This window comes from Duganella sp. OV510, from assembly GCF_900100205.1.
Lineage (GTDB): Bacteria > Pseudomonadota > Gammaproteobacteria > Burkholderiales > Burkholderiaceae_D > Rugamonas.
Map to the genome: position 1 here is coordinate 101345 of NZ_FNEQ01000001.1, position 26632 is coordinate 127976.

The following is a 26632-nucleotide window of genomic DNA, read 5'->3' on the forward strand; positions in this document are numbered from 1 at the left end:
GCCCCCTCTGTCATCAGAAGCCGAAGGCCGATTTCAGCAGGCTGAACACCTTGGTGTTGTCCAGCGTGCCCTTGAACGGCTTGGCGCCGGCGCCGGTGGCGAACAGCTTGACGTCGCCACCGCCATGGGTTTCGCTGGCCAGGCGCACACCGGTTTCCTGCAGATAGTTATCCGCCAGCACGGTTGCGCTGTCCAGACTGGCGCGGGTGTTCGGACGGTTCGGGCCGTTGCCGAACACCAGCGTGGTGTAGGTATTGCCGTCGGCATCCTTGCTTGGCTGGTTGTCGCGGTAGCCACGGTTGATGTCCAGGATAGGATTACCCTTCTTGCCGTAACCGTTGAAGGCCAGCGTGTGGTCGTGGTCGGCGGTGACGACGATCAGCGTGTTGGCCAGCGTCGGGTCGGTCAGCTTGGCCTTGTCCAGCGCGGCCTTGATGGCGTCATCGAAGGCGATGGTGTCGCTCAGCGCGCGCTTGGCGTTGGTGCCGTGCAGCGCGTGGTCGATACGGCCGCCTTCCACCACCAGGAAGTAGCCATTGGTGTTGGACGACAGCAGGTCCATGGCCTTGACGGTCATCTCGGCCAGGCTAGGCTGGCTGGCGCCCTCGCCCAGTGGCGGCGTGGCGCTGCGGTCCAGTTCATATTCCAGGTGGCTCTTGCTGCTGTACAGGCCTATGAACTTTTTGCCGGTGGCGGCAGTCATCTCGGCCTTGTTGGCGGCCACGGTGTAGCCCTTGGCGGCCAGCTCGGTCAGCAGATTGCGGCCATCGGCGCGGCCGGTGGTGTTGGTGGCGCTGTACGGCGTGAAGTGATTGCGGCCACCACCCATCAGCACATCGACGCCATCACCCAGCGCGCTGTTGAAGCCGGTCCCGCCGGGCACCAGCTGCGCGGCGATATGGTACTGCGCGTTGCGGTTGCAGATGTGCGACCAGGCCGTCGCCGGCGTGGCGTGGGTCAGCTCGGTGGTGGTGATGGTGCCGACCGCCTTGCCCTTGGCCTTGGCCAGTTCCAGGATGGTCGTGGCGCTGGCGCCATTGGTGGCGGCGCAGTTGTTGACGCCCAGGTTGCCGTTGGCGTCCTTGCCCGGGCTGGTGGCGACGGTTTCCGGCGACATCGAGATGACCTCGTTATTCATCTTCACGCCGGTCATGTAGGCGGCCATTGACGGTGCACTGTCGGTGGTTTGCGCGTCGTTCGAGTAGGTCTTGATGCGCGCGGTGCGTTCCAGCGTATCCATGGTCAGGCTGCCGGCTTCGCCATATTTATAGATGCGCGAGGCAGTGATCGTCGACGGGCCCATGCCATCGCCGAGGAAGAAGATGATGTTCTTGGCCTCACCCGCTGCATACGCAGCCTGGGTGAAGGACAGCGCCAGCGCGGCGGCTACGAGAGTACGTTTCATGTGTTATTCCGTTCTTAAAGTATGCAGCGACTCACAGGCCAGCTGCGGTTTTCACCAGCGAGAACACTTTGGTGTTGTCGATGGTGCCGGTGAACGTCTCCGAACCTTTGCCGATGGCGCCCAGGAACACGTCGGTGCCGCCGTGGGTTTCATTGCCGGCGGTGACGCGGATCGCCGCTTCCTGGTGGTACAGATTGGCGCCGGTGACGCTCTCGTCCAGCGACGCCTGGCTGGCGCGGCTGCCCTGGGTGCGGTTCTCGCCGTTGCCGAAGCCGATGATCGAATACGGTGCGCCGTCCAGGTCTTTGTCGACCGCGCCGGTGACATAGTTTTTCACCACGCCCAGCACGCCGGCGTTGGCAGCGGTGGTCTTGCCGGTACGCTTGGCGTAGCCGTTCAGCACCAGCGTGTGGTCGTGGTCGGCGGTGACGACAATCAGCGTGTTGGCCAGCGTCGGGTCGGTCAGCTTGGCCTTGGCGATGGCGGCCTTGATGGCGTTGTCGAAGGCGACCGTGTCCTGCAGCGCTTTCTTGGCGGTGGTTTCGTGCAGCGCGTGGTCGATGCGACCGCCTTCCACCATCAGGAAGTAACCCTTGCTGTTGCGGGCCAATACATCCATGGCCTTGGTGGTCATCTCGGCCAGGCTTGGTTCCTTGGCTGCGTCGCGGTCCAGGTCATAGCTCATGTGGCTGGCGGTGAACAGGCCCAGCAGCTTGTCGGTCTTGGTGCCGTCGATGGCGTTAAACTCGGTGCCGGTGCTGGCGTAGGCGTAGCTCTTGGCTTTCAGCTCAGCGATCAGGTCGCGGCCGTCGGCGCGCTTGCCGCCGTCCTTGACCGGCTTGAAGAACTGGCTGCCGCCGCCGACGATCACGTCCAGGCCGGTGGTGCCCAGCGCGCTGTTGTAGCCGGCGCCGCCTGGCACCAGCGCTGCGGCGATGTCGTTTTCCAGATCGCGGTGGCAGATATGGGCATAGGTCGTGGCTGGCGTCGCGTGGGTGATGCGCGCGGTGCTGACCACGCCAGTGCCGAGGCCGGCGGTCTTGGCCAGTTCCAGCAGCGTGGTGGCGGCGGTGCCGTTGCTGGCGCCGCAGTTGTTGCCCAGCTTGTTGCCGGCGGCATCGTTGATCGGATCGATGGCGGTGGTGTTCTGCGACATCGAGATCACTTCGTTGTTCATTTTCACGCCGGTCATGTAAGCTGCCATCGAAGGCGCGCTGTCGGTGACCTGGGCGTCGTTGGAGAAGGTCTTGACGAAGGCCGTTTCAGGCAGCGTGTCCATGGTCAGCTCGCCGTCCTCGCCGACCGAGTAGATGCGCGCTGCGGTCATGGTGGTCAGGCCCATGCCGTCGCCGAGGAAGAAGATGACGTTCTTCGGCGCGGCCGCCACAGGTGGCGTGGTTGGCGTGGTGGTGGCGGGCGTATCGTTATCGCTGCTGCTGCAACCGGCCAGGAAAGCGGCGCTCAGTGCAGCGATCAGAAGAGACTTACGGTTCATGTCGGCTATCCAGCTTGTTATAAAGATTTGCAAGATAACAAGCATTTATGACAAGCCGATGACGGTTGCCGATTGGCTATCCTTGACGGCGATAAGCGCGCAGCACCGACGGAAGCATACCGAGTGGAAAACCCGCATGAATAACGATCAGCCACCACAGGCTGTGGGTCAACACATAGGCACAGGTAAAGATGAACGCGGAAATGACAGAACCGATCAGTTGCGTTGGCGACTTGTATCCATGCGCGACGCCGTAAGCGAAGGCCGAGATGGCGATCGCTGCCGGAAGCCCGGTGTACGGCGTGAGCAACAGTAGAATGAAGCCGCGATACAGGATTTCCCAACCGGCCGTCATCACCGTCATGCTGGCGATGAAGGCGGCGATCTCGGCGCGCGTCCGTGGCCAGGGAAATGGCGAGTCCAGCAGCTTGCGCTCATAGTCCAGCATTTTCTCAGGCGTATAGCGGCGCTCCATGACGCGGCTGGCGATCGCCAGTCCGGCAAAAAGCAAAATCGCAAAGCCCAGGCCCCACACGCCGGCGTTCGACAATGGGATATCAAGCCCGAGGTCGTTGGCCGTATAGCCGGCTTGCCATGAACCCGCCAGCAGTACACCCAGCATCACCAGCACCTGCCAACTCATCGACCAATAGCGGCGCATCGATGAACGCGGTGGCTTGTCGGATTCGGTGCGCAGACTGCCCCACAAGCTCTGAGCCGGCAGCACAAGCAACAAATAGATCGCGAGCAGATAATTCAGCATGCTCATTGGTCCGCGTAAGCCAGCCGCGCAGGCAAGGTTAGCAGCCAGCGCGTCCCATTCTCCGGACTTGACTGACATACAAGCGCGGCATTGATTTTTTTGGCGCGCTCATGCATACCCTTCAAGCCCCAGTGTCCTTCACGGCCACCAGCGGCCATCACGCTGTCTGGAATACCCTGGCCGTTGTCCGTCACCACCAGCTGGAATTCGCGTGCGCCGTAGTGGACCTCCACCTGGATACGCGTCGCTTGCGCATGGCGGAAAGCGTTCGCCAACGCCTCCTTGCCGATGGCGCGCACCTCTTCGCCGACAATGGTATTCAGGCGGCGCAGATCGCCGCTCAGCACGGGAATGAAAGCGCATTCGCCCTGCTCCGCAAGCTGCGCGCCGAACGACGCAAGTCGGTCGAATAGTTCGCCAGGGCTGTCGGCCTGGCGCAGGGCGTGAACATGGTCGCGTCCTTCCTGTATTGCCAGCTCGGCACGCTCCAGCGCCTTATCGATGCTGGCTTTTTCCTCGGGCGACGTGAGCCGCTGCGCGGCGTTACTGATGATCAGCACCATGCCCTGAACAGATTGCAACAAGCTGTCGTGCAGTTCCCGTGCGATGCGTTCGCGCTCGTCCAGGCGCTCCTCGAACTTCACCCGCACCTGCCTTGCAACGTGGTACAAACGCAGCCGGTGCACACCCCAGACAATCAGCAACAAGATGCCAAAACCTGCGGCTTTGAACCACCACGTTTGCACCAGGGCCGGCTGAATGGAGAACTCCATCACCGCGCCGGTGTCGCTCCAGACGCCGTCATTATTGGATGCCTGAACCTCGAACCGGTACGTGCCCGGTCCAAGCTCGGTATACACGGCCGAGCGCTGATTGACTGCATCCTGCTCATACTCATCCACACCGTGCAGCCGGTAACGGAAGCGCATGCGCTCCGGCATGGTCAGGCTCAATGCCGTGTAGTCAATCCGCACGCGGGTGGTTCCTGCCGGCAGCGTCACGCCGGACTGTGCGCCATAGTGGACATCGTTGGCGATCAGATCCTTCATCACCACCGTCGGCTTGACCTTGTTCAGCACGGCATGAGCCGGGTCAACCCAGAATACCCCGGATGTCGTCGCCAGCCATATCTTGCCGCGCGCGAAAACGATCGAGCTTGGGCCACCCGATTGCGCCGCCACACCGCGCAAACCGTCCTGATGATTCAACACCTCGAAGCGCACCTGATACGCCGGATTCTTCAGCAGATGCTGCTGCTCTTTCAGCGGAATGCGGAATACGCCGGCTCCGCTGTTCAGCCACAGGTCGCCGTCAGCCGAACGGGCTATGCCGGTCGTGCCCAGAAACTGCTGCTGGCCGTAGCCTTGTACTTTGTAGAAGTGGCGGCCATCGCTGAACATCAGCCCATTATTACCACCGACCCAGAGCGTTGGCCCGTCTGAATAGAACTGGCTGATGGCGCCCAGATTGACGCCATCCTTTTCATCATAGACCAGCAAGTCAGCGCCGCGCAGCGAAAAAATCAGATTCTTGCGTGTACCAAACCACAGCACGCCATTTGGCGCGCTATAGATGCTGGTGTAGCCGGTTTTCGGTAAATCCTTGCGACCGCCATCACGCTGCCACTCGCCATCTTTGTAGCGATACAGATTGGCGCGGAAGATCGCCCAAATGCCGCCGTCCGCGTCGGCCGCAAGACCGGGGCCGGGGATGTTGCCGCCTTCCGGCAATCCGGCTGGCGGTGGAACCACCGTGCGCGTAAAGCCCCCGGCGCTTCTTTCGATGCGGCTGAGCGCGTCGAAGCTGTTTGTCCAGTAACGTCCTTGCGCGTCAACAAAATCCGCCACCGTAAAATTGGTGGAGGTTGGCGCTGCCTTGTCGTAAATGACTGGCGGCGCGTCAGCGCTATCGAACACCTGCTTGTCGCTCCACACCTCACCATTCTTGCCGACCGCAAGCGGCAGCGCCTGCGCCTGGGATGGTACGGCCGGATAGACCGTCAACTTGTTTTCGCGGAAGCGATCCAGGCCGCCATTGGTGCCCACCCAGACATTGCCTTCCTTGTCGACCAGGATCGCAGTGCCTGTTTCGCCGCTCAAGCCCTGCTGGAAGCTGAGGCCTTGCGAGGCTGCCGCTGCACTCAGCATCTCAACGCCATCGGCCCGCAGATCCCACAGGCGGCCGGCCCGGTCGGTGGCCATCTGGCCGGTTGGTCCGGGCGCGGGACGCCAGTCCTTGACGGCGCCCGTCTGCGGCGGTTGTAGCAGGCGGATGCCGCCAGCGCCGTGATCATTGCCCAGCACGCTGCCGTCCGGATGCAGCATCAGTCCACCCCAGCCCAGCTTGTCCGCCACCAGTTTGAATGGCGCCGCGCCGGTTTCACTGTAATAGACGCTGGTCGGGCTGCGCAGCCAGAAACCGCCGCGCTGGTCGAACAGCATCTGGATGACACCCAGCTGGCTGCCCAGGTCAACTGGCACGGCATGAAAGCCATCCTCTTTCAGCGCGAACAAACCGCGCGACGTGGCAGCCCACAACTGTCCTTTGGCATCCTTGGTGAAATCCCAGGTCGTGCCATTCAGTCCGTCTTTATTTGCCGGATAGTGCCTGGCGATATGCCCTTGGCGAATAAGTGAAGCACCGCCGTATCGATAGCCAACCCAGACATCATTACCCAGCACCCTGACGCTGCTGATGTCGGTGTACAGCAATTGCTCGGTGCCGCTGACGGGAAATGACTCGAACTGCACACCATCAAACCGATACAGGCCGATTGACGAAGCAACCCACAGCCAGCCATCGGGCGACTGCGCCAGCGATGTGACATACGACGGCGCGCCGTCTTTAGGCAGCCAGCTGGTGTGGTGCAGGGAGATTCTTGGCGTCTCGGTCGCCGCCTTGGTGCAAGTGACGAAGAGGAGCAAGCAATAGACGACGGTGCGCAGGAATGCGCAGACACTGACGCGTTGAGGCTGAGGCATGTCACTTCAGATAGATTTAAATCGCCATCTTACCCGAAGAGCAACACTATAAATGCGTCAACAACTACGACAACTGCAAAAAAAATGCAAAGCCAGCGGCTAGCCATCTGCGGCGATCCACTGCAGCGTCTAAGCGGCGCGGCGCAGGTCGAAGTCGTCCGGAGCCGGCAGCGAGACCCGCGCTGGCAAGGGCTGCACGCTGGCCGAGTCCAGCTTGAAGGAGCCAACCAGCTGCGCCAGTTCGCGCGCCTGCGCCTGCATGGCGGAGGCAGCAGCTGCGGCTTCTTCGACCAGCGCGGCGTTTTGCTGCGTCACGTTGTCCATATCGCCGATCGCGGTGTTGACTTGCTGGATGCCGTGTTCCTGCTCGCTGCTGGCGGTGCTGATCGCGCCGATGATGGCCGTCACCTTTTTCACGCTGTCGACGATCTCGTTCATCGTTGCGCCAGCCGTCTCGGCCAGCTCGGCGCCGTTGGCCACGCGTTCCGCCGAATCGTTAATCAGCTTCTTGATTTCCTTGGCGGCTTCCGCGGAGCGATGCGCCAGGTTGCGCACCTCGCCCGCCACCACAGCAAAACCGCGGCCCTGCTCGCCGGCGCGCGCCGCCTCCACCGCCGCGTTCAGGGCCAGGATATTGGTCTGGAACGCAATCCCATCGATCACGCTGGTGATGTCGACGATCTTGTGTGCGTATTCATTGATGCTGGCCATGGTACGCACCACTTCCGATACCACCGCCCCACCCTTGCCGGCCACCGCCGACGCAGACATCGCCAGCTGATTCGCCTCGCGCGCGTTGCCGCTATTCTGCCGGACCGCCGAAGTCAGCTCCTCCATCGCCGACGCAGTCTCTTCCAGCGCGCCGGCCTGATGCTCGGTGCGGCGCGACAGATCCATATTGCCGTTGGCGATTTCGCGCGAGGCGGAATCAATCGCCACCGCGCCATCGCGCACGCGGCCGACCGTATCGGCCAGCCGCGCCGTCATGTGGCTGAGCGCGTCGAACAGCTTGCCAATTTCGTCGGTACGCCCGTGCGAAATCGCTGCACGCAATTCGCCGCCGGCCACCTGCTCGGCCAGCGCCACCGCCTGCGTCAGCGGCCGCACGATGCTACGCGTAAGCATCCATGCAAGCACAGCGCCCAAGGCCAGCGTGGCCAAGCCGAGGCCGATCAGCAGCGCGCGGCTGCCGGTGTACTGGCGCTCGGACTGGTCCGCCAGCGCTTTCGCTTGCTGCGTCTGGTACGCCAGCAGCTTGTCCAGTGCGCCAGCATAAGCCTTGAACGCGGCCGGCCACTTGTTATCCAGCAGGTCGCTGACTTCCTGGATGCGCCCGGTGTCCTTGAACTTGAACAGCTCGCCACGCATCGCCATGAATGCCGCTTTCTTTGCGGCCACTGCGCGCAACAAGCCGGCCTCCTCGCCTTCCGCCGGCATGGCCGCCAGCTTGCGCTCCATCTCGGCCGCCAGCTTGTCGCCTGCGGTCAGCTGGGCCTGGAAGATGTCGGACACCTCCAGGCTGTCGCTGCGCCCGATGGAAATGGCGCGCAAGCCATTCAGTTCGGTCACGCCCAGCAGCTCGGACGTCAGCTGCTGCCGCGCCAGCTTTTCGTGCACCAGGTTGGAGGTCGTTTCATTGGCCGATTGCAGACGCCATAGCGATACGCCGGACATGCATGCCATCAAAAACAACAGGGCAGCAAACGATGCCACCACCCGTATGCCGGTATTCAGTCGAGGAAATTTCATAGCCGTAAAGTGAGTAAAAATGCGCCGCTCAGGCGAATTCTCACCAATTTACACACCCAATATGACGCCAATATTACCGTACGGCAATGGGCGTGAAATATTTTCTGTTATACAACATGTAATGATGTCGTAACAATTGCCTTGTAGTATGCAATGCTCAGTGTTGATAAAGGGTTTCCGGCCGTGGAGTTCAATGCCTCTCGTTTGCACCTGCCTCGCTTTCGTCTGTCCATCGCCGCCGACTTGTGCGTGGAGACGATCTCGGTCCTGTCCGACACCACCAACTTCGCCGTCCTGGAACTGTTCACCGAACGCCGGGATCTGATGAGCCTGCCTGTGATCGAAATGGGCCGCCCGATCGGCCTCATCAGCCGAAACATTTTCATGTCGCAGATGTCCAAGCCTTTCTACCACGAGCTATACGGCAAAAAAAGCTGCATCGCCTTCATGGACAAGGAGCCGCTGATCGTCGACGCCAACATGACCATCGAAGCACTGACCTTCCGCGCCGTCGAATCCGGCGAGAAGGCGCTGGCCGACGGATTTATCGTAACGCGTGACGGCGCCCTGGCTGGAGTCGGCTTCGGCCTGCAGCTGATGAATGTGGTGGCCAATATGCAGGCCGAGAAAAACCGCCAGATCATGCACAGCATCGACTACGCCAGCGTAATCCAGCGCTCGCTGCTGCGCCCATCCGACCTGGCGCTGTCCGACGCATTGGACGACGCCCACCTGGAATGGCAGCCGCGCGATGTGGTCGGCGGCGACTTCTATCACTTCGCCAGATACGAGGATGGCTGGTTTGCCGCCATCGCCGACTGCACCGGCCACGGCGTGCCGGGCGCCTTCATGACGCTGATTTCGTCATCGACGCTGGCGCAGGCCTTGCAGCAACTGGGCCCGCGCGATCCGTCGCGGCTGATCGCCGAAGTCAATCGCGGCGTCAAGAGCATGCTGGGCCAGGTCGAGGGCCACGACCAGGCTGAATCCAACGACGGCCTGGATGCCGCCTTCCTGTGGTTCGACAACGCCACGCGCCAGTTGCACTTCGCTGGCGCCAAGCTGTCGCTGTTCCAGCTCGATCCGGATCAGCAGGCGGTACAAACTGTCGACGGCGAGCGCATGGGCGTCGGCTACATCGACACGCCGATGGACTACCAGTGGACCAATAAAATCATCCAGATCGCCGAAGGCAGCCTGCTGTTCCTGACCACCGACGGCTTGATCGACCAGATCGGCGGCGCCAAAGACATCGCCTACGGCAAGCGCCGCATGCGCGACGTGCTGCTGGCCCATCGCACCGAATGCGCACGCCATGTCGCGCAGGCGATGCTGGACGACTATCAGGCGTGGCAAGGCGAACAGCCGCGCCGCGACGACCTGACCTTTTTCTGCTTACGCCCCTAAGAGGAGCATCACTTGTTGTACAAAGAATTCAGCGATTTTTATGAAGTGGCCCGCAAGCGCCACATCATCTTTTTTTACGTGGGCTATTTTTCGCAGCACGTGGTGGCCGCCATTTCGGAGACCATCAAGGCGCGCCTGGATACCGCCGGCGCAGCAGGGCCAACGCGCCGCAGGATCTTCTCGTCGTTTGTTGAAATGTCGCAGAACATCATGCACTATTCGTCCGATACGCTGACGCCGCACGATGCCACGGACAATCAGATGCGTCGCGGTTCGTTCTGCATCGGCGTGAAGGGCGAAAGCTTCTTCCTGCTGTGCGCCAATCCGGTTGACAGCGTTAACGTCGAGCGCATCCGCAGCCGTCTGGAGCCGCTGCACACCATGACCATGGAAGAAATCAAGCAGGCCTACAAGAAGGCGCTGCGTGAAGAAACACCGGCCGACAGCAAGGGCGCCGGCCTGGGCTTCCTGACCATGGCGCGCGACGCCAGCGAGCCGCTGGAGTTCGAGTTCGTGCCGGACGAGCACGATCCCGAATCCACCGTCTTCTGTATCAAAGCGATTATCTGAACAAATACGAGAACTATCATGGAACCACTTTTCATCGCCGCCTCGCCGACCTCGCCGGAAATCGACTTCCGCTTTGACCAGCACACGCTGTCGATCAAGGGCGAATCCTATCCGGAGAACGCCGCCGCCTTCTACGGCCCGGTCATCGCGCGCGTGCAGGCTTATCTGGACAGCTGCAGCGAGGCCGGGATCACCGTGCACGTATCGCTGGCCTACTTCAACAGCTCCAGCACCAAGATGCTGTTCTCCTTCTTCGAGGCGCTGAACAACGCCGCCATGGCCGGCAACCAGGTGCGCCTGAACTGGTATCACGATGAAGACGACGACACCATCCTCGAATTCGGCCAGGAACTGCAGGACGATTTCGGCGCCCTCGATTTCCATGACCACGCGGTGAGCAACTGATGACACCCAAGGCCGACGCCGACCTGTTTGCGCTGGAAAGCGCCGCACTGGCGAATGCCAAGGCGGCCCATGCCGACCCGCGTGCGGATGCGCGCGCCGCGTTGGCCGAAATGATCGTCCATTACGAGCGCCTGATGCGCGAAAGCCGCCGCCTGATCCGCCGCAGCGACCGCGCTGAGCTGGACATGAACCAGATGAACCGCCAGCTGCACGAACTGGCGCAGCAGCTGGAATACCGCGCCACCCACGATCCGCTGAGTGGTGCGCTGAATCGTGCGGCCGTCATCGACCGCGCCACCGCCTGCCTGCTGGAAGACGACATGGCGCTGATCGTGCTGGACATCGATCACTTCAAATGGGTTAACGATGACTTCGGCCACCCGGCCGGCGACACCGTCATCAAAACCGTGGTGCACTGCCTGCGCACGCTGCTCGGGCCGGAGGTCGCGGTGGGCCGCGTCGGCGGCGAGGAGTTCTCGGTGATCTGGCCGACTTCCGATGGCGATGAGGCGCGCGACGTCGCCGGACATATCTGCGACGCCATCGCCGACCAGGTATTCGGCGCGCCGATCGACCGCCAGGTCACCGCCAGCGTCGGCGTCAGCTGGAACCCGAAAGGCACCAGCTTCGAGCTGGCCTACAGCCGCGCCGACGAAGCACTATACGCCGCCAAGCGCGCCGGCCGCAACTGCGTGAAAATACATTCGCAACTGCCGCCACCACTGACGCCACCGCCAGCGCCTTCAGACGCTATCTTACTGGAGTAAGCAAGGCTTGCCCGCTGAAGTGGGCACGCAGGTTATCGACCACCAGCTGGCCCATGGCGTGGCGCGTCTCCACCGTCAGGCTGCCGACGTGCGGCGTCAGCACCACATTATCCAGTTCGCGCAGCGCCGCCGGCACGCGCGGCTCATCGGCAAACACGTCCAGCGCGGCAAAGCCCAGCGTGCGTTCGCGCAGCGCGACGATCAACGCTTCCTCATCCACCAGCGAACCGCGCGCGATGTTCACCAGCGTCCCTTGCGAACCAAGAGCCGCCATTACCTCGGCGTTCACCGTGTGGTGCGTGGCCGGGGTGCCCGGTGCCGCCACCACAAGGTAATCACTGGCCTGCGCCAGCGCCAGCAGCGAATCGGCGCGTGGTGCGCTGACGCCTTCGATGGCGCGTGGCTGGAAGTACCGAACCTGCATGCCAAACGCCTCGGCACGGGCGCCAATCGCCTGGCCGATGCGGCCGAACCCATACACGCCGCACACCTTGCCGCGTAGCGCACGGGTAGTGGCAATCGGTTTGCCAGCTTCCCACGAACCATTGCGCACAAACGTATCCAGCGCCGGCAGGCGGCGCGCAGCGGACAGCAGCAGCGTCAGCGCCAGGTCGGCCACGTCGTCGGTCAGCACGCCGGGCGTGTTGGTGACGGGGATGCCACGCGCGCGGGCTGCCTCCAGGTCCACCGCGTCAGTGCCGATGCCATTGACAGCGACGATCTCCACCTTCGGCAGCTGCGCCAGCAAATCCGCCTTGACGCCAATGGCGCCGGTGGTCAGCAGGCCGCGCACAACAGGCGCCACGCCGGCCAGCCATTCCGCCTGCTGTTCGCGCGGCTGCTGCCACAGATGGTGACAATGAAAATGCTGCTCCAGCTGGGCCATCACATCGGCCGATGGGCTGGCCGCCATTACTAATACATCAGGTTTCATATTAATACCTACTCTGGTTTGCATGTGGCGATTGTACAAGCGCTGTGCATTTCCTGTTGCGGGTCGTAGACTTTCGGTCAGCATTTCCGTATGCTTGACTGACCAATCTGAGGAGCGCGCCCTGATTTGAACGTTCACGCCCCCACTCGTTCTGCCGTCGCCGCAGCGCTACGCCGCCTGTGCGCGGCCTGCGCAATGCTGGCTGCCTGCCTGGCTGTCTGCGGTGCCGCTGTCGCCGGTCCGCAGCGCTGGGACCAACTGGCCACGCCACTGTTCGAGCACCTGGGGCTGGATCAGGGATTGCCGCATCCGGTGGGCATGGCGCTGGCGCAGGATGGCGACGGCTATATCTGGATCGGCACGCAGAGCGGCCTGGCGCGCTGGGACGGCTACCGCGTGCGCAGCTTCCATTACAACGCCAGCGATCCGGCCAGCCTGCCCGGCGATTTCATCCAGGCGCTGCACGTTGACGTTGCCGGGCGCCTTTGGGTAGGCACGGCTGCCGCCGGCCTGGCCATGTACGACAAGCACACCGAGCAGTTCGTGCGCCCCACCGATGAGCTTACGCGCGGCCTGGTCAGCGCCATCGCCAGCGACAGCAAGGGCAACCTGTGGATAGGCACGCACGACGGCCTGAAATACTATGACACGGTCAACAAGACCATCCATCGCTACAGCCACGAAGACACGCCTGGCCTGCCGGACAACCAGATCCGCTCGCTGCTGACGGACCGCGCCGGCACGCTGTGGATAGGCACGGCCAGCGGCCTGTCGCGCATGAAGCACGGCGGCACCATCACCGGCATTCCTATCCACGTCGATGGCCGCAGCGACTGGAGCGACGCCGTGCTCGCGCTGGGCGAAAACAGCCGCGGGCAAATCGCCTTCGGCACGCTGAAAAGCGGCATCGGCATCGTCGATGCCGGCGCCGCCAGCGGCCGTATCGCGGCGCTGCGCGGCGTCAAGGACGTCGAAGCCAATATGGTGTTGGCGATCAGCGAGACCGTGCCTGGCATCTGGTGGGCCAGCACCTACGGCGGCGGCATCATCGAATATCGCACCGACGCCAACCAGAGCAATCGCATCCTGCACCAGCCAGCGATCTCCTTCAGCCTCGCTCACGACCGTACCGCCGCCCTGCTGCGCGACCGCAGCGGCATGATCTGGATCACCACCGAGCGCGGCGTCGACATCTACGATCCGCACAGCGAAGCGATCGACTCGGTGTTCGGCGCCGAGGGCGCGCTGGAAGCCGGGGTCTCGGCGCTGATGACCGATAGCCGTGGCGAAGTGTGGATCGGGCTGGCCGATCAGGGCATTGATATCGTCGCGCTTGACGGTGCGCGCCGCGTCGCGCTGCGTCCCGATCCGCACAAGCCGGACACCACCCTGCCCAACCGCGTGATCCTGGCGCTGGCCGAAGCCGGTCCCGGCGAAGCCTGGATCGGCACGCAACTGGGCCTGTACCGCACCAGCGCCAATGGCCGCGCCGTCAAGCGCATCTCCCTGCCACACGGGAATCCGCATCCGCGCATCGGCACCATCCTGGTACGCAAGGGCGAGCTATGGCTGGGTACTTTCGAGGGACTGCTGCGCTACAACCCCACCACCGGTTCGGTGATGCGCTATGTCCAGGGTGCGCAGGAAGGCGGTGGCTTGAGCGACAACCGCATCCACGCGGTGGTGGCGGACGCCGATGGTGGCATCTGGATCGCCACCCGCAGCGGACTGAATCGCCTCGATCCGGACAGCGGCAAGGTGGAGCAGATCAAGGCCAATCCGGCCAAGCCGGACGCGCTGTCTGAACCGGTTATCAGTTCCCTGGTGATCGACCGGCGCGGGCGCTTGTGGGTTGGCACCTATGGCGGCGGCATCTGCGTGATGACCGGGCGCGACGCCCTGGGCGAGCCGGTGTTCGAACGGGTGGGCGTGTCGGCAGGCCTGACGGCCGGCACCATCATGGCGCTGCAATCGGACCCGGTCGGACGCATCTGGGGCGCCACGTCGGACAGCATCGCGGTAGTCGATTCCGGCACCTTGCGTGCTCGCTCCTTGAGTCGCGCCGACGGCCTGGCCTTCCGCACCTTCTTCATTGGCGCCAGCACGGTGACAGCGGAACGTGACCTGATCTTTGGCGCCACCTCCGGCATGGCGGTGCTGTATCCGGGCCGCATCAACGACTGGGCCTACCGCCCGCCGCTGGCCATCAGTGCAGTGCGGCTCGACCAGCAGTCGCTGGCGCCGTCGCAACTGGCTAGCAAGGAAGGACCGATACTGGTACTGCAACCGGAGAACCAGAGCTTTGAAGTGGAACTCGCGGCGCTCGATTACTCGGCGCCGCAGCGCAACCGCTACTCCTATCTGCTGGAAGGCTTCGATCAGCGCTGGGTCGAAGTTGACGCCAGCCGCCGCATCGCCACCTACACCCATCTGCCGCCAGGCAGCTATGTACTACGCATGCGCGGCAGTAATCGCGAGGGACTGTGGAATGCCGACGAGCTATCCATGCGCGTGGTGGTGCTGCCCGCCTGGCACCAGACCTGGTGGGCGTGGCTGATCTACTTCCTCTTCATCTGCGTGCTGGCGTGGGCGCTGATACGCTGGCGCGTGAGGCGGCTGCAACGCAAGCAGGAAGCCTTGCAGGCAGTGGTCTACTCGCGCACCCAGCACCTGGAAAAACTGAACGCCATCGTCAAGAGCATCAATGAACAGATGGACTTTGATGCGCTGCTGCACACCATCCTGCATGAATCCACCATCATCAAGGGCATCGACTCGGCACTGGCGCTGGTACGCGAGCACGGCACCGACACGCTTAGTTTGCGTGCGGCCTGGGGCCGCATTGACGCCACCGCCGACGCCTACCACATCGACCTGCGGCAGGCGGAGTTGCGCTATGCGCCTGCCGACTGCATGATCGCACCGGACATCTTCGAGGTCCACCATCAGCATTCGCTGCCCGGTGATGTCTGCGCGCTGCTGTCGGTGCGGGTGGTGATCGACGGCCAGGTCGAGGGCTATCTGATTTTCGAGAATTACCAGTATCAGGCCACCTTCGATCCGAGCGACCTGGATCTGCTGAAGGCGCTGAAGGAGCCGTTTACCTCGGCCTATCTGAAGGCACGCGCGATGCGGGTGATCGAAAAAGCCCGCGCCAACGCGGAAGCCGCCACGCGCGCCAAGAGCGAGTTCCTGGCCAATATCAGCCACGAGATCCGCACACCGATGAATGCCATCCTCGGCTTCGCCGGGCTGGGCACGCACCTCGACCTGCCGGCGCAGCCACTCGACTACTTCCGCAAGATCAGCCGCGCCGGGCAAAGCCTGCTACAGATCATCAACGACGTACTGGACTTCTCCAAGATCGAATCCGGCAAGCTTGAATTGGAAGCCCTGCCCTTCGACCTGCCCGACACGCTGAACCAGATCGCCGACCTGTTCGCATGGCGCACCGCCGAGCGCGGGCTGGAGCTGGTCATCGGCGCCGCGCCGGACGTGCCGCATAACCTGCTGGGCGATCCGCTGCGGCTGGGCCAGATCCTGGTCAACCTGGTCGGCAATGCGCTCAAATTCACCGCGCGCGGGCATATTGAACTGCGCGTGGAAATCGATGGCACCAGTCCCGCCGTCACGTCAGGCGGACCGCTGGTGCTACGCTTTATTGTGGAAGACACGGGCCTCGGCATCAGCGAGGAACAGCAGGCACGCCTGTTCCAGGCGTTCGCGCAAGCCGATGCCAGCACCACGCGCCTGTACGGCGGCACTGGCCTCGGCCTGGCCATCTCGCAGCAACTGGTGCGCAAGATGGGCGGTGAGTTCAAGGTAGACAGCGAACCAGGCGTCGGCAGCAGCTTCAGTTTCACCGTGCAGCTGCAAGCGGCGGCCGATCAGTCGCCGCGCGTACAGTCAGTGCCAGCGGCAGCGCAAGGCAAGCACGTGCTGGTGGTGGACGACAGCGAAGCCGCGCGCCACATGCTGAAGATCCAGCTTGGCATGCTGGGACTGAAGGCGCGCGCCGTGCCATCCGGTACGGCGGCGGTGGCAGCGATGCAGCTCGATCCCTACGACGTGCTGCTGATCGACGCCGACATGCCGGACGTCGACGGCATCGATACCCTGCACCGCATCGCCAGCGATCCCGAAATGGGCGCCGTGCCGGCGGTGCTGATGGTGACCGCCTATGCGCGCGAACATCATCAGGACGTCATTGAGCAGGTGCGCGTGACGCCGTTCATCGACAAGCCGGCCAATCCACAGCAGCTGCGCAACGCCATCCTGTCGGCGCTGGGACTGGAGGCGGCACAGCAGGTGACCATGCTCAGCGCCTCACCGTCGCTGGCGACGCAGCGCATCCGTGGCGCATATGTGCTGGTGGTGGATGACAATTCGATCAACCAGCAGGTCGCCACCGAAATCCTGCAACGCGCCGGCGTGCGCGCCGACGTCGCCGGCAGCGGCGAGGAAGCCGCGCGCATGGTGGACGCCAACAGCTACGACGCGGTACTGATGGACATCCAGATGCCGGACATGGACGGCTACCAGGCCACCGCGTTGATACGCAAGGACCCGCGCCACGGCGCGCTGCCGATCATCGCCATGACCGCGCATGCGGTGGCAGGCTACCGCGAGCGCTGTCTCGAACGCGACATGAACGACTATGTCACCAAGCCGATCGATCCCGATACGCTGTACGCCGTGCTCGCCACCTGGGTGCAGCCGGACCCAGGCCGCCTGGCGATGGCCGATGCTGCCGAAGCAGCAAGCGTCCGTCCGCAGGCGCGGCCCGACATGCCCCTAACGCCGCGTGCCGGCATCGACATGCAGTCCGCACTCGACCGGCTAGGCGGCAATCAGGTGCTGCTGTCGCAGCTGATCGGCACATTCGCCCACGATTTTGACCCAACTTTGCAACAGATTCATGATGCAATCCACTCCGGCGACCTGCCGCGCGCAGCAGAACTGGTGCACAAGATACGCGGCGCGGCGGGTAATCTTTCTGCAAACGAGCTTTCCAAAACATCAACCGCGCTGGAAGACCGGCTCCGGGCGGAACCGCAGGCGCTGGCAGATTTGCTGCGCGCGTTCGTGCACGAGTTCGACGTCGTGATGACCACCGCGCGCAACGAGACGGCGCCGCGTGCAGCCGATGCCGCCCCGACTTCCTAGCACACTGCCAGTGTCGATTCGACTTGAGATCCTGTCGCGGCTGGCCTAGCATGAAGCTACGATCCGATTCATCCTCCACACGAAAGGGCAAGACATGGCACCGCATTCCCCGCAAGATCTCGATTTGCTGCTGTCCAAGCTGTCCGGCGACGACAGCTTCCGCCAGCACTTCCTCAGCGATCCGCAACTGGCGCTGGGCGGTATCGGCATGCAGCTGGACGCCGCGCGCATCCCTGCCCTGCGCAGCCTGCCGGCCAAGGAAGTCATCGCCGCCAACCGCCACGCCATCAAGGCCAAGGTCAACAGCGCGGCTGGCGCGATACCGTTTTTCCTGTCCGGCCAGCGCGTTTCTATTTAGCCTCGTAGCGCATCTCAACCGTGTGCTGCGCGCCCGAAGCCGGGCCGCAGCCGCACACGGCAACCACCATATCCTTCAGCGGATCGAGGCCGAGGGCGCGTTCGATATCGACCTCGTTGACGGCGGCGGTGACGAAGGCCGGCATGCCGGCTTCGGTGGCCAGCAGATAGAAGGTCTGCGACAGGTGGCCGGCATCCAGCAGCACCGCGCGATAAGCCTTGGCGTGGTTGCGATACTTCCAGAAATTGCGCTCGACGCGCGTGACCAGCACCACCAGCATCGGCGCCGGCACAAACCAATCCTGATCGGCCACCATGCGCAGCGCCAGTTGCTCGGCATCGGCGGGCGCCAACGCGGTTAGCGGCTCCAGCGCGTGCTGTGTCGGCTGGTAGTGATACAGGCCGGGCGCAACGCCATCGACGCGCTGCGCCAGCACATACACCTCGGTCGGATGCAGGCCGCCGGCGGAGGGGCTGAGCTTCTTCAGCACGAAAGCATCGGGCGCCATCTCCCGCTCCCCCTGCGCACCAAAGGCGCGCTGCAGCAGCCGCGAGGCGGTAGCCAGCGGCAGCACGGCCGATGGATCGAAATTACGGCCTGTATAGCGCTGAAAAAGCGTGTCATCCAGCTTGCCGGATTGTGGCGGCGGTAGCGTGATGGCCTGGCCGTCATCACGGCGATTGATCGTCGGGTCCGGCGGCGTGCCGTAATTCTCGACCAATTCCTCAAAGCTCGGAAACTGCATGCCCTTATCGACGCGCATATCGGCCCAGCGGCTGAACATATGGACGGCGGCGGACAACGGGCGCCAATGCTGCGAGCGCAGCACCTCATCGCGCTCGCGCAGTGCCGCGCCCTCGGGCGCATCGCTCACCAGCAAACCTGTAGCCAGCAACCGCGCAATCGCCTCCGCACCAAAGCGCGCCTCATAGTCCGCTTGCTCCTGCCACAACGTCAAGCCGACACCGCCGAGCGCGGCCAACTCAGCGGCATCGACGACCACCTCCTCACCCAGATGCGGCGCCAACGCCACCCACTGCAAAGTCGCCCCGATAGCCCCCTGGCCAGCAAACAACGCCGCCCAATCGACATCCAGATCCTCCCGTGGCTCGACAAACAGCACAGCACAACGCCTGACCAGCATAATGCCCCCGCCCAAAAAACCCCAAACTACCATACGGGGGTCAGTTCTGCCAAACGCACACAAGCTCAACAGTAGCCATCGGCTACTGTTGAGCTTGTGTGCGTTTGGCAGAACTGACCCCGGTTTTAGAGCGGCCAGCGGGCGAGGATGTTGTAGGGGCGGGCCTGGCCGATGTGGCTGTGCAGGAGCAGCAGCTCGCGTACCGGCCATTCGATCGGGGTGACGGCTGCCGGGGCGGCGGTGATGTCGTCGTAAAGCAGCGTGACGTGCGGCGTGTAGCTGAGCGGATTGCCGGTTATGCCGGCTTTGAGCAGCGCGCTGGCGAGGTTGCGATACAGCGCGGTGACGCCCACCACGCCGTCGCTGCCCGTCAGCACGAATGGCCGGTTGCGCGCGCGGTTGATGAAGGTTTACGCGGTGTCGAAGCTGACGCTGAACGGCTGCGTGGCGGCTGCGACCAGCGCGGCGGCCTGTTTGGCGCGCGACAGCAACGCCTCCGGCATGCCGGGGAAATCGCCCAGGTTGCAGAGCGTGCAGTGCAGCTTGGCGTCGGCGATCGGGCGGCCTTGCATGCCGTGCTGCGCTTTCAGCTCGGCCGTTAGCGCGCGGATGTCGCTGATCGCTTCGGCCGATGGCGCGATGGCGAAGAAGATCCGCTCCGTCAGCTTCGGCGGCGCTTCGAAGTCGAATAAGGAGGCCTGACTCATTTGACGCGCTGCTTTTCAAGCTTGCGCGCCAGCGTGCGGCGGTGCATGCCCAGCCGGCGCGCGGCTTCGGAGATGTTGAAGTCGGTCTCGGCCAGCACCGTGTGGATGTGCTCCCACTCCAGCGTCTTGACCGATGTGGCGCGCGAGGTCAGTTCCAGCTCGGCCGCACCGGCCACGTGCTCGAACGCGGCTTCGATGTCGTCGGTGTTCGATGGCTTGGCCAGGTATTGGCAGGCGCCGAGCTTGATCGCTTCCACCGCCGTGTTGATGCTGGCGAAGCCGGTCAGCACGACGATCAGCATGTCGGGATCGTGCTCGTGCAGCATCTGCACGCAGGCCAGCCCGGATGAGTTGCCCTTCAGTTTCAAGTCGACCACCGCATAGCCTGGCGAATTTTCCACCAGCACCGCGCTGGCTTCGTCGACGTTTTCCGCCAGCAGCACGCGGTAGCCCCTGCGCTCGAAAGACCGCCCTAAAGTCCGGGCAAAGGCGGCATCGTCTTCGACCAGCAGCAGTACTCTTTCTTCTGTTGTCATTGTTGTTCCGATTTGATTTCGATGGCGGACAACGGCAGCGCCAGGCGCACCATCGCCCCGCCCTTTTCCATATTGGTTGCCGTGACTTCGCCGCCCAGCGTGCGCGCCACGTTGACCACCAGGAACAGCCCCAGCCCGCCGCCTGCGCGGCCTTTGCTGGAGTTGTAGGGCTTGCCGAATTCAGACAGTATACCGGGTGCGAAGCCAGGGCCGTTGTCGGTCACCTGTAGTACCAGCGTGCCGCCTTCGATGCTGGCTTCCATGCGCAGCCATTGCGGCGATGCTTCCAGCGCATTATCCAGCACATTGCAGATCATTTGCTTGAGCGTGGAATCGGAAACCACGGGCAAGTCCAGCGATATGCGGTTATCGAACTCGAACAGCACCACCGGCCGGCCGATGCGCCACTCCGCCACCACTTCGTCGAGAAAGGTGTTGATGGTGGTGGCGGCCGACGATTCACCGCGCGCTTCGCCGGCCGACATCAGGATGCCGCTGACGATGCTCTTGCAGCGTTGCAGCTGCGTTTGCATTTCGGCGATTTCTTCCAGCAGCACCGGGCTGCCCTTGAACTCGGGCATACGCTTCCAGTCGCCGAGGATCACCGCCAGCGTCGCCAGCGGCGTGCCCAGCTCGTGCGCCGCACCCGAAGCCAGCAAACCCATGCGGACGATGTGTTCTTCTTCGGCCGCCCTTTGCCGTAAATCCGACAGCGCCGCCGCGCTGCTGCGCATGTTCTGCATGATGCGGGTGATGAAAATCACCAGCAACGCGGCGTCCAGAATGAAGCAGATCAGCATCCCTTGCACATACAGGCTGAAGATGCCGAGCGCGTGGTCCTGCGGCAGAGGCAACGGCTCGGAGAACAGCGCCAGCCCGGCAATACAGGCGCCGGTGACGATCACGATGGTCCAGGTGGACCAGCGCTCCAGTAACACCGCACCGAGGATCACGTGCAACAGGTACAGGAACACAAAGGGATTGGTGGCGCCGCCCGTCAGGTACAGCTGCGCCGTCAGGATGGCGATGTCCACCGTCAGCGCCAGCAGCAGCTCGCTGTTGGAGACTTCCTGATTCTCTTGCCAGCGCAGGATGCTGGCGATATTGAAGGCGATCAGGCAGGCCAGCATGTTCAGCATGGCCGGCATCGGCAGCTGCACGCCGAGCAGGATCGAGGCGGTGGCGATCGTGGTGATCTGCCCGACCACAGCGATCCAGCGCAGCTGGATCAGCTGCTGCATGTTCTTGTGGCCGGCCGCGTGGGTAATGGTGCTGGCGGAGGCGTTCGCCGACGCCAGCGGTTCGACTACCGGCAGCCGCATGCGGCCGCCGTCGTAAGGATTATGATTTTTGTTTGCGCGCATCTCGGATGACCCATACCGTCGCAGCGGCCACCATCAGGGCCAGTGCATACCAGGTGACAGCATAAACCAAATGGTTGTTGACGAAGGAAATAACCGTCAATCCGCCCTTCGGCTGCTCACCTGCCACCGGTCCCGCAGCCTGCGCCGTGGGCGCGTCCGCGTCGACAAAGTATGGCGCCACTTGCGCCTGGCCGAGGCCGCGCGCCTGGGCGATCGCCTGCACGTCGCGCGTGTACCAGTAGTTGCGCGCTGGTTCGTTCTTGCGCAAGCGGCCGGGAATCTCGGTCATCCGCAGCAAGCCGCTGAAGCTGGCCGGCTGCCCTTGCGCCGTGGCGCAGGCATCGGCCGCCACCATTGCTGGCGCTGGCTGCGGTTTCCAGCCGCTGACGCCGGCCGGAATGAAGCCGCGGTTGACCATGACGATGCCGCCGTCCGCCGTGCACAGCGGCGTCACCACCCAGTAGCCGATGCCGCGCTCAAGCGACGCCAGCACCTGCGTGGTGGCGCCATCCAGCAGCACGCCGCTGACCGACACCCGGCGATAATCGTCGTTCTCCGCGTTCAGTTGCGGCCATTGCGCCATCGACGGCGCCGGCACCGGCGCGCCGTGCACGCGCTGGTCGACGCGCTCGATCAGCGCCAGTTTCCATTGAAGCCTGAGTACCTGCCACGTCCCTAAAGCAAAAAACCCTGCGAACATCACCCCGGCCACGAGGGCCAGGATGACGCGCAGGGCGCGGGAACGTTGGCGCGTGATTGCGCCGTCCGTCATTGCATGTCTTGCATGTTGTGAACATCGTTGCCCATCGAAGGCATCATGTTCTTGTTCATGTGGTACATGACCCAGATCGAACCAGCCAGCACGATGACCAGCAGCACGACGGTGAACACGGTCGACAGCATCGACCAGCCGCCTTCAACCTTGCTGCCCATGTGCAGGAAGTACTTCATGTGGACCACTACCTGCACCGCTGCGAAGGCCAGAATGACGATGGCGGTGGTGCTCGAATGGTCGAACACCTTGGCCATCACCAGCCAGAACGGAATCGCAGTCAGGATGACCGACAGGATGAAGCCGATGGCGTAGTCCTTCAGGCTGCCGTGGTTGCCATCATCGTCATGGCCGTGATGGTCGTGGTGATCGTGCTCAGCATGGTTATGTGGTGCGCTCATGGCAGAACTCCCATCAGGTAGACAAAGGTAAATACGCCAATCCAGATCACGTCCAGGAAGTGCCAGAACATCGACAGGCACGCCATGCGACGCTTGTTTTCAGGCGTCAGGCCGTGTTTCTTCAACTGGAACACCAGCGTGATCAGCCAGATGGTACCGAAGGTCACGTGCAGACCGTGGGTGCCGACCAGGGCAAAGAACGCGCTCAGGAAGGCGCTGCGCTGCGGACCGGCACCTTCGTGGATCAGGTGCAGGAACTCGTACATTTCCAGGTACAGGAACGCCAGGCCGAATACGCCGGTGATCAGCAGCCAGCCGATGGTCGCCTTCAGGTTCTTGCGCTGGGTGGCGATCATGGCGAAGCCATAGGTGATCGACGACAGCAGCAGGAAGCCGGTGTTGATGGCGACCAGCGACAGGTCGAACAGTTCCGCGCCCGACGGGCCGCCCGCATAGCTGCGGCCCAGGACTGCGTAAGTCGCGAACAGGCCGGCGAACAGCAGGCAATCGCTCATCAGGTAGATCCAGAAGCCCAGCAGCGTGCCATTTTCCGGATGGTGTTCACGCACGTAGTAACGCGCGCTTGGGTCGGCGCTCATGGCGCCATTAGCGGTAATTTCAGACATGGCTTTCCAGCAAACGAGTATGCGCTTCTTCGGTACGATTTACTTCATCAGCTTTGATGTAGAAATCGCGCTTGTAGTTAAAGGTGTGGACGATGATCGCGCCAATCATGACCGCGAACGCCAGGGCTGCCGGAATCCACATCTGCCATACCATGGCGAAGCCGAAGGCGAACGACAGGGCCGAGATGATGAAGCCAGCGCCGGTGTTCTTCGGCATGTGGATGTCAACGAAGCCTTTCAGCGGACGCTGGTAATGGTTGGCTTTCATGTCAGCCCAGCTGTCGCTGTCGTGTACCACCGGGGTGAACGCGAAGTTGTAGTCTGGTGGCGGCGACGAAGTAGCCCACTCCAGCGTGCGGCCTTCCCATGGATCGCCGGTGACGTCGCGCAGTTTCTCGCGGTCTTTCCAGCTCAGGAAGATCTGCAGGATGAAGGCGCCGATACCGCCAGCGATAATCACGGCGCCAATGGCGGCGACCACGAAGTAGATCTGCAGCGATGGATCATCGAAGTGGTTCATGCGGCGGGTGACGCCCATGAAGCCCATGATGTACAGCGGCGTGAAGGCAACCCAGAAGCCCACCAGCCAGCACCAGAACGATACCTTGCCCCAGAACTCGTTCAGCTTGTAGCCGAAGGCTTTCGGGAACCAGTAGTTGATACCGGCGAACAGACCAAACACCACGCCACCGATAATCACGTTGTGGAAGTGGGCGATCAGGAACAGCGAGTTGTGCAGCACGAAGTCGGCTGGAGGAACGGCCAGCATCACGCCGGTCATACCGCCGATAACGAAGGTCAGCATGAAGCCCACGGTCCACATCATCGGCACGGTGAAGCGGATGCGGCCTTTGTACATGGTGAACAGCCAGTTGAAGATCTTCGCGCCGGTCGGGATCGAGATAATCATCGTGGTGATGCCGAAGAACGAGTTGACACTCGCGCCCGAGCCCATGGTGAAGAAGTGGTGCAGCCATACCAGGTAGGACAGCACGGTAATCACGACGGTGGCATACACCATCGAGGTGTAGCCGAACAGACGCTTGCCCGAGAAGGTCGAGACGATTTCCGAGAACACGCCGAACACTGGCAGGATCAGGATATACACCTCTGGGTGGCCCCAGATCCAGATCAGGTTGACGTACAGCATCGGGTTACCACCCAGTTCGGTGGTGAAGAAGTTGAAGCCGGCGATACGGTCCAGCGACAGCAGTGCCAGCGTGATGGTCAGGATCGGGAAGGTCGCGACGATCAGCGCATTGGTGCACAGCGCGGTCCAGGTGAACACTGGCATCTTCATCATCGACATGCCAGGCGCGCGCATCTTGACGATGGTGGCGATCAGGTTGACACCGGATAGCGTGGTACCCACACCCGCCACCTGTAGCGACCAGATGTAGTAATCGACACCGACATCCGGCGAAGCCTCGATACCCGACAGTGGCGGGAACGCCAGCCAGCCGGTCTTGCCGAATTCGCCGACGAACAGCGACACCATGGTCAGCATGGCGCCGAAGGTGGTCATCCAGAACGAGAAGTTGTTCAGGAACGGGAACGAGACGTCACGTGCGCCGATTTGCAGCGGCACCACGTAGTTCATCAGGCCGGTTACCAGCGGCATGGCGACGAAGAAAATCATGATCGTGCCGTGGGCGGTGAACACCTGGTCGTAGTGGTGCGGCGGCAGGAAGCCGGCGTTGTCGCCAAAGGCGATCGCCTGCTGTGCACGCATCATCAGCGCGTCGGCAAAGCCGCGCAGCAGCATGATGATGCCCAGTATCATGTACATGATACCGATTTTCTTGTGGTCGATGGAGGTGATCCAGTCGCGCCACAGCGGGCCCCACAGGCGGAATTTAAACATGACGGCCAGCAGCGCGAGGCCACCGATTGCCACCATGGCGAAAGTGCCGATCAGGATAGGCTCGTGATATGGAATTGCTTCCAGCGACAGCCGTCCGAAGATCAGATTGGTCAGGTTCAGATCAGACATGGTCATTCTTTACGGGTAGGTTGAGCAGTTGCGGCGACTTCGGTCGGCTCGCACACCTCGTCTTTCGGCAGCTTCTGCGTGGCCACGGCAGCCTTGATGCGGTTGGCATCCTGGTGCATCTGGACATTCATGCAGACTTTGCCGTCAGCGACGCAACGGTTCAGGATGCGGCTGTACAGGTCAGCATCGACAGTACCGAAGTGCATGATCGGGTGCTTGATGGTCGGCTTGTCCAGCGCCAGGAATTCAGCGCGGTCCAGCTTGGCGGTCGAGGCCTTGGTCTTCGCAACCCAGGCGTCGAAGTCACCCTGCGACACGCCGTGGTACTTGAAGCGCATCTGCGAGAAGCCGGCGCCGCTGTAGTTGGCCGAGAAGCCGTCGTACACGCCCACCTTGTTCATCACCGCATTCAGCTGCGTTTCCATGCTTGGCATCGTGTACACCATGCCGGCCAGCGCAGGAATGTAGAACGCATTCATCACGGTAGTCGACGTCATGTGGAAGCGCACCGGCACGTCGATCGGCGTGACCAGTTCGTTGACGGTGGCAATACCTTGCTCTGGATAAATAAACATCCATTTCCAGTCCATCGACACCACTTGCACTTCCAGCGGCTTGACGTGCGGCGCCAGCGGACGATTTTCATCGATGCGGCTCAGCGGACGGTAAGGATCGAGCAAGTGGGTGTAAATCCACGTGATCAGGCCCAGCACGATGATGATCAGCAGCGGCGCGCCCCAGATCAGCAGTTCGAGCTTGGTAGAGTGGTCCCAGTCTGGCTTGTATTCGGCAGCGGTATTTGACTTTCTATAGCGCCAAGCGAACAGACAGATCAAGAACATGACAGGTACGATGATCAACAGCATCAGCAAAGTTGACACAACAACAAGGTGTGCCTGCTGCGCTGCGATATCCCCGGACGGATTCAGCACGACCGTATCGCAGCCAGCGAGCCACAATAACGGTGCGAGGAGCAATCCACGACGAACGATAGGAGGAATCATGCGGTAATTTAGATTACAGATTGTTGGGATCATGCTACTGTACTCACGACGGACTGTTCTTGCCATTGGACACTTTGTCCTACCC

The 26632-nt window shown here is 62.6% G+C and carries 22 protein-coding genes; 6 read left to right on the forward strand and 16 right to left on the reverse strand.

The genetic code is table 11. The features are described from left to right. Positions 1 to 13 precede the first annotated feature (13 nt). From BLS51_RS00600 to BLS51_RS00620, 5 genes are all read right to left on the reverse strand, one after another. A complete protein-coding gene (locus BLS51_RS00600; RefSeq protein WP_090180056.1) occupies positions 14 to 1405 on the reverse strand; it encodes an alkaline phosphatase in 1392 nt (463 codons plus the stop codon). A gap of 31 nt (positions 1406 to 1436) precedes the next feature. Beyond that, positions 1437 to 2900 carry an alkaline phosphatase gene (locus BLS51_RS00605; protein ID WP_090180053.1) on the reverse strand — a complete coding sequence of 488 codons (1464 nt, stop codon included), beginning with the start codon at positions 2898 to 2900 and terminating at the stop codon, positions 1437 to 1439. A gap of 76 nt (positions 2901 to 2976) precedes the next feature. Beyond that, positions 2977 to 3663: a CPBP family intramembrane glutamic endopeptidase gene (locus BLS51_RS00610; protein ID WP_175472478.1), complete on the reverse strand. Its 687-nt coding sequence runs from the start codon at positions 3661 to 3663 to the stop codon at positions 2977 to 2979. Between the two features lie 2 nt (positions 3664 to 3665). After that, positions 3666 to 6644, reverse strand: coding sequence for a sensor histidine kinase (locus BLS51_RS00615; protein WP_090180047.1), 2979 nt, complete (start codon positions 6642 to 6644; stop codon positions 3666 to 3668). Between the two features lie 129 nt (positions 6645 to 6773). Further along, complete coding sequence (locus BLS51_RS00620; RefSeq protein ID WP_090180044.1) at positions 6774 to 8393, reverse strand: methyl-accepting chemotaxis protein; 1620 nt, start codon at positions 8391 to 8393, stop codon at positions 6774 to 6776. 204 nt (positions 8394 to 8597) lie between these two features. Here BLS51_RS00620 and BLS51_RS00625 point away from each other — a divergent pair, with 204 nt between their 5' ends. The 4 genes from BLS51_RS00625 to BLS51_RS00640 are packed head-to-tail and all read left to right on the forward strand — an operon-like array spanning position 8598 to position 11542. Beyond that, positions 8598 to 9800 carry a SpoIIE family protein phosphatase gene (locus BLS51_RS00625; protein WP_229207445.1) on the forward strand — a complete coding sequence of 401 codons (1203 nt, stop codon included), beginning with the start codon at positions 8598 to 8600 and terminating at the stop codon, positions 9798 to 9800. A gap of 12 nt (positions 9801 to 9812) precedes the next feature. Next, positions 9813 to 10370, forward strand: a complete 558-nt coding sequence (locus BLS51_RS00630; RefSeq protein ID WP_090180038.1) for a SiaB family protein kinase — start codon at positions 9813 to 9815, stop codon at positions 10368 to 10370. Positions 10371 to 10388: 18 nt separating this feature from the next. Next, positions 10389 to 10775: a DUF1987 domain-containing protein gene (locus tag BLS51_RS00635; RefSeq protein ID WP_090180034.1), complete on the forward strand. Its 387-nt coding sequence runs from the start codon at positions 10389 to 10391 to the stop codon at positions 10773 to 10775. Next, positions 10775 to 11542, forward strand: a complete 768-nt coding sequence (locus BLS51_RS00640) for a GGDEF domain-containing protein (protein ID WP_090180026.1) — start codon at positions 10775 to 10777, stop codon at positions 11540 to 11542. Before BLS51_RS00635 ends, BLS51_RS00640 begins: the two co-directional genes overlap by 1 nt. Here BLS51_RS00640 and BLS51_RS00645 read toward each other — a convergent pair. Next, positions 11526 to 12476: a 2-hydroxyacid dehydrogenase gene (locus BLS51_RS00645; protein WP_090180023.1), complete on the reverse strand. Its 951-nt coding sequence runs from the start codon at positions 12474 to 12476 to the stop codon at positions 11526 to 11528. The genes BLS51_RS00640 and BLS51_RS00645 overlap by 17 nt on opposite strands. A 126-nt stretch (positions 12477 to 12602) precedes the next feature. Here BLS51_RS00645 and BLS51_RS00650 point away from each other — a divergent pair, with 126 nt between their 5' ends. Both BLS51_RS00650 and BLS51_RS00655 read left to right on the forward strand, forming a co-directional pair. After that, positions 12603 to 17642: a hybrid sensor histidine kinase/response regulator gene (locus BLS51_RS00650; protein ID WP_229207444.1), complete on the forward strand. Its 5040-nt coding sequence runs from the start codon at positions 12603 to 12605 to the stop codon at positions 17640 to 17642. Between the two features lie 94 nt (positions 17643 to 17736). Further along, a complete protein-coding gene (locus BLS51_RS00655) occupies positions 17737 to 18000 on the forward strand; it encodes an NHLP-related RiPP peptide (protein WP_090180016.1) in 264 nt (87 codons plus the stop codon). On the opposite strand, the gene BLS51_RS00660 is transcribed toward BLS51_RS00655, so the two are convergent. The 10 genes from BLS51_RS00660 to cyoA all read right to left on the reverse strand — a co-directional run bounded on the left by BLS51_RS00660 (position 17993) and on the right by cyoA (position 26547). Continuing rightward, a complete protein-coding gene (locus BLS51_RS00660; protein ID WP_090180012.1) occupies positions 17993 to 19144 on the reverse strand; it encodes a putative peptide maturation dehydrogenase in 1152 nt (383 codons plus the stop codon). The two genes, BLS51_RS00655 and BLS51_RS00660, sit on opposite strands and share 8 nt — an antisense overlap. Positions 19145 to 19269: 125 nt before the next feature. Then, positions 19270 to 19521 carry a 2'-5' RNA ligase family protein gene (locus tag BLS51_RS00665; RefSeq protein WP_090180006.1) on the reverse strand — a complete coding sequence of 84 codons (252 nt, stop codon included), beginning with the start codon at positions 19519 to 19521 and terminating at the stop codon, positions 19270 to 19272. Positions 19522 to 19554: 33 nt separating this feature from the next. Continuing rightward, entirely contained in the window at positions 19555 to 19851 is a 297-nt protein-coding gene (locus tag BLS51_RS00670; protein ID WP_090180000.1) for a 2'-5' RNA ligase family protein, read from the reverse strand. Then, the gene (locus tag BLS51_RS00675; RefSeq protein WP_090179996.1) at positions 19848 to 20387 is read right to left on the reverse strand and encodes a response regulator transcription factor; all 540 of its coding nucleotides are present in this window, start codon (positions 20385 to 20387) and stop codon (positions 19848 to 19850) included. The genes BLS51_RS00670 and BLS51_RS00675 overlap by 4 nt, the downstream gene beginning before the upstream one ends. Further along, complete coding sequence (locus BLS51_RS00680) at positions 20384 to 21751, reverse strand: ATP-binding protein (RefSeq protein ID WP_175472479.1); 1368 nt, start codon at positions 21749 to 21751, stop codon at positions 20384 to 20386. The genes BLS51_RS00675 and BLS51_RS00680 overlap by 4 nt, the downstream gene beginning before the upstream one ends. Then, the gene (locus BLS51_RS00685; protein WP_090179992.1) at positions 21729 to 22523 is read right to left on the reverse strand and encodes an SURF1 family protein; all 795 of its coding nucleotides are present in this window, start codon (positions 22521 to 22523) and stop codon (positions 21729 to 21731) included. Before BLS51_RS00685 ends, BLS51_RS00680 begins: the two co-directional genes overlap by 23 nt. Further along, a complete protein-coding gene (cyoD, locus tag BLS51_RS00690; RefSeq protein ID WP_090179987.1) occupies positions 22520 to 22924 on the reverse strand; it encodes a cytochrome o ubiquinol oxidase subunit IV in 405 nt (134 codons plus the stop codon). Before cyoD ends, BLS51_RS00685 begins: the two co-directional genes overlap by 4 nt. Continuing rightward, positions 22921 to 23550, reverse strand: a complete 630-nt coding sequence (cyoC, locus tag BLS51_RS00695) for a cytochrome o ubiquinol oxidase subunit III (protein WP_090179982.1) — start codon at positions 23548 to 23550, stop codon at positions 22921 to 22923. The genes cyoD and cyoC overlap by 4 nt, the downstream gene beginning before the upstream one ends. After that, on the reverse strand, positions 23543 to 25549 hold the full coding sequence (gene cyoB / locus BLS51_RS00700; protein ID WP_373994315.1) for a cytochrome o ubiquinol oxidase subunit I: 2007 nt from the start codon (positions 25547 to 25549) through the stop codon (positions 23543 to 23545). Before cyoB ends, cyoC begins: the two co-directional genes overlap by 8 nt. Then, positions 25546 to 26547 (reverse strand): ubiquinol oxidase subunit II, encoded by a 1002-nt coding sequence (gene cyoA, locus BLS51_RS00705; RefSeq protein ID WP_090179979.1) that lies wholly within the window; start codon positions 26545 to 26547, stop codon positions 25546 to 25548. Before cyoA ends, cyoB begins: the two co-directional genes overlap by 4 nt. Between the last annotated feature and the right edge of the window lie 85 nt (positions 26548 to 26632).